General features: G+C 38.8%; 2 protein-coding genes and 3 tRNA genes. 1 reads left to right on the forward strand and 4 read right to left on the reverse strand.

The genetic code is table 11. From position 1 onward, the window contains the following. Positions 1-52: 52 nt before the first annotated feature. From FTW16_RS13400 to FTW16_RS13410, 3 genes are all read right to left on the reverse strand, one after another. Positions 53-126, reverse strand: a tRNA-Cys gene (locus FTW16_RS13400). A gap of 67 nt (positions 127-193) precedes the next feature. Then, a tRNA-Leu gene (locus FTW16_RS13405) sits at positions 194-280 on the reverse strand. Between the two features lie 324 nt (positions 281-604). Beyond that, on the reverse strand, positions 605-2,416 hold the full coding sequence (locus FTW16_RS13410) for a citrate lyase ligase (protein WP_186728069.1): 1,812 nt from the start codon (positions 2,414-2,416) through the stop codon (positions 605-607). Between the two features lie 319 nt (positions 2,417-2,735). On the opposite strand from FTW16_RS13410, the gene FTW16_RS13415 reads away from it, so the two are divergent. After that, on the forward strand, positions 2,736-3,524 hold the full coding sequence (locus tag FTW16_RS13415; protein ID WP_146491411.1) for a lipase family protein: 789 nt from the start codon (positions 2,736-2,738) through the stop codon (positions 3,522-3,524). A 75-nt stretch (positions 3,525-3,599) separates the two neighbouring features. Here FTW16_RS13415 and FTW16_RS13420 read toward each other — a convergent pair. Beyond that, a tRNA-Cys gene (locus tag FTW16_RS13420) sits at positions 3,600-3,673 on the reverse strand. Positions 3,674-3,690: the final 17 nt, after the last annotated feature.

Raw genomic sequence — 3,690 nt, forward strand, 5'->3', positions numbered from 1 at the left:
TATCGCATTTTCATTCTTAGTATCTCTTAACTTATCAAACTAAGAGAGAGAATGGAGGCGCCTCCCGGAGTCGAACCGAGGTCCACGGATTTGCAATCCGCTGCATAGCCACTCTGCCAAGGCGCCTTTAATAGTGATTTAAGAGAACAACTCTTTGTTCATCACTCTACTCAAAAAGTAAAAGCTAGATAGATGGTGCCCCGGGCCGGACTTGAACCGGCACAGCGCGAACGCCGAGGGATTTTAAATCCCTTGTGTCTACCAATTCCACCACCAGGGCACGCAATTCTTGCGATGCCGATTACTGAAAAGTAAAAACACCATCCCTCAGCGACCTAAGCCGTGAGAACGAGGTGTACTTTAACGGAAGGAAAAAATTCGTCAACAATAAATTTTATCTTTTAATTCAAGTGATTAATTATCGAACTTTAACGATTGAAATTACTACAGATCGCACAAACTGCACACACAACATCCTACATACACTACCTAATTCGACCTCGGATTATCTCTTGAACTTAACTATGGCTAGCGAATTCGAATAGGAAAGCCAGTCAACAGACTGACTTTTGTACAGAAAAGTAGTTTGAAAGCGAATCAAAACTTAATAATTTTCTTTTAAGAATTGATATGTAGGCTTGGGCACTATTGCTTCTATACTGCTGAAATCTCTACTAGCTAAAAACTCCCTAACTTTAGAAGCACTGATAACATCGCCATTAGTTTCAATTCGATCGATGATATCAACTTCAATACCGTACTCTGGGAGTAGCTCTCGCATTTTTTCATTGTACTGTTTGGTGATCATGCACTTAGGCTCATCACCTAAGAAGATCTTACTAATATTTAGCGTTTTTGCTATGTACTCACAGAAGAACCATGCTTCCATAGAAGCGTCTGCTTTAGCTTCTGTGGTGTCTTTGTCGAAGTAATCAGGGTAAGTTAACTCAGTACAGATAAATTTACCTCCTCTAAGCACAGTGGCATTATCTAAATGCTTAGTACTCTCTGCGACTAAGTGGAGGCGGTCTTCGAACTTAAAGAACGATTTATCTTCTTCGATAACAAAAATAAATAGCTTATCCACACTACGAGATGCATGTTCTAATAAGTGAAGATGGCCTTTAGTGATTGGGTTACAGTTAACCGCCACACTACCGATGACACCTTCACAATCTGATGCATACTGTTTTAATAATTCTAAGTAAGACTGTATTTCACAAGATTCAAGCGCCTGAGCTGTATGTCTGAATAGGAAGTACTTGAACTTTTCTAGGACACAGAACATTCTATTATTTGAGTCTAATTGAGTCGATACAGGTTCACTTTTACTGTTCAACACAGGTATTAACTTATTTGTTACGATCTCTCCCATGGCCTTATTTCCCTTAGGAGAGTAATGACAATGACGCGCGTTTAGATCAATGAAAAAGTCGCCACCCCGGTCAACATCATTAAGATCAATCGAAAACACATCCGGATCTTCAACATTTTTGAATTCATCAAAGTTGAAAAAAACAATTACATCACCCTGCTTGATCTCAGTTTGTACTAAATTATTCATTGCTAGAAGCAAATTCATCCCTAGTACACCATGATTTTCAACTCTAACATTATCAGTTACTTTATTAATGTTTTTCTGAACCTGACTGACAATTGTATTTTTGTCGCTCATACCATACGAAAAAGTTGTTGATGCTCCGAAGAAAAGCACTCGGCGATCTGATATTTCTGGTTGACCTGTGGTTGCTCTAAACCCATTTTTTACTGATATAACTGAGCTGTCATGATCAGATAAAGATACTTTGGTCGCTCTTACAATAGGCAGCACATCACAAAACAACTCATCAATTTTGTTCTGCTCATCTTTGCTATAGAGCGATTTGATGTAAGTCGGTGGACTATTCCTGCGACTCCAATCTCTTCGTTGCTTTAGATAGAGCTTTGTGTTGTTAACAAGAATCTTTTCCTCATTAGACAACTTGGTTAAATGATCTCCTCCACTTTGAACATCAATAAGTACTGAAGATGCTCCTTTGGTCGCAATGTACGACTTGATAAAGGCCACTTTATCAGAGTCGTTCACACTTGAATTTAGGATATCCAAACTCTTTACAAGATTAGTACTTTCACTTGTGGAATCTAATGAAACTTCAAGCTCTTTTGATTTTTCTGAGTCACCATTCATTAAATATAAATTCAATAACATGAAACTATATTCATTTTTTTTGAATTTGTAGACTAACTCTTCTATAAGACTAGTTGCTTTTTTATAGTCTTTTTTTTGTACATATAGCTCAGCAAGCCTAAGGTTTTTAGACATCTTGATTTTTGAAGGTAGTATAGGAAGTAATCTATATAAGCTTTTTAATACCCAGTAAAACGTTAACTTATACGATTGACTTTTTGATTGCATGAATAGAGCCTTTTACATTATCTTTATAACTTCGAAATTTCGAAGATGCTACCATATTAAATTTTAAAAAATGTAAGGTTAAGTAAGGCATTGTATTCATCTTAGTTACAAACTGTATTGTATAAAAAAGCTTACTTATTAGAAAACACCCGACTTGTTGTTAAAAGATATTAACCAATATTACAAGTTAATATTATATAGCTTATTTAGAACGGTTTTGATACAAACTGAATGTCATTCCCTCGTTTATTCCTCCCTTCATCTCTGCTTCACAATCTAACGCTATGGTATTAAATACGGACAAAAACCATGTGTAACTGTGAAACCATTAAAACGATACCAATATGAACGCTATGCCGTTCTTTGTAACCTCGCCTACCCTAGAGTTTTTAAACAAACTCGTTATGGTTTCGATCCTAATGGGCAGCGCATCATAAAGAACCAGTTTGCTAAAACCATGATTCGAGTGTTATGGAGCAGCGACAAAGACGAAGTGGTTGTCGTTATTAAAGGGTCACACAGCGTGTCAGACTGGCTGCTTAACTTCGCCCTATGGACGAGAAGCTGCAAAAGGATTGGACTCAATTACCGAGTGCATGCTGGCTTCTATCATCTGATGTTTCAGGAAAGCCAACCAACTCGTAATGAAGATAAGCTTGGCTTAACGGTAATTGAACGATTGGAAGCGACGCTCATCCCTCTCTTAGAGCAAGGCAAAAGAATCTCCATTACTGGCCACTCTTCCGGTGGTGCTATTGGTTGTGTGTTTGCTGACTACTTTGAGCAAAAGTATCCAGGCTGCATTAAGCGAATCGTGACCTTTGGGCAACCTGCAATTGGTGATTGGAGTTTTCGAAAGCACTATCGCTTGAGTAAGAAGACTTACCGCATCTGTTGTGACATCGACATCGTGACCTTCATGCCACCCGTACCTTTACTGTACTGGCATGTAGGAAAGGTCCTTTGGCTCTACAACGGCAGAATCTATGAGAACACCCCAACGCTTATTCGCCTTGGACGATCTATTTTTAGCTGGTTGATACGACCTTTTTCGTATCACTTAATGAGCAAGTATATCCGTAACAAAGATTTCTTTGATAAACATTGAAATGGGTACGTAGGAAGCTTTTAGCGAGGCCAGAAACGAAAAAACCAGCCACGAGGACTGGTTTTTTCTGAATGATGGAGGCGCCTCCCGGAGTCGAACCGAGGTCCACGGATTTGCAATCCGCTGCATAGCCACTCTGCCAAGGCGCCTTCAATAGTCATTTAAG

Source organism: Vibrio sp. T20 (assembly GCF_007858795.1).
Lineage (GTDB): Bacteria > Pseudomonadota > Gammaproteobacteria > Enterobacterales > Vibrionaceae > Vibrio > Vibrio satsumensis.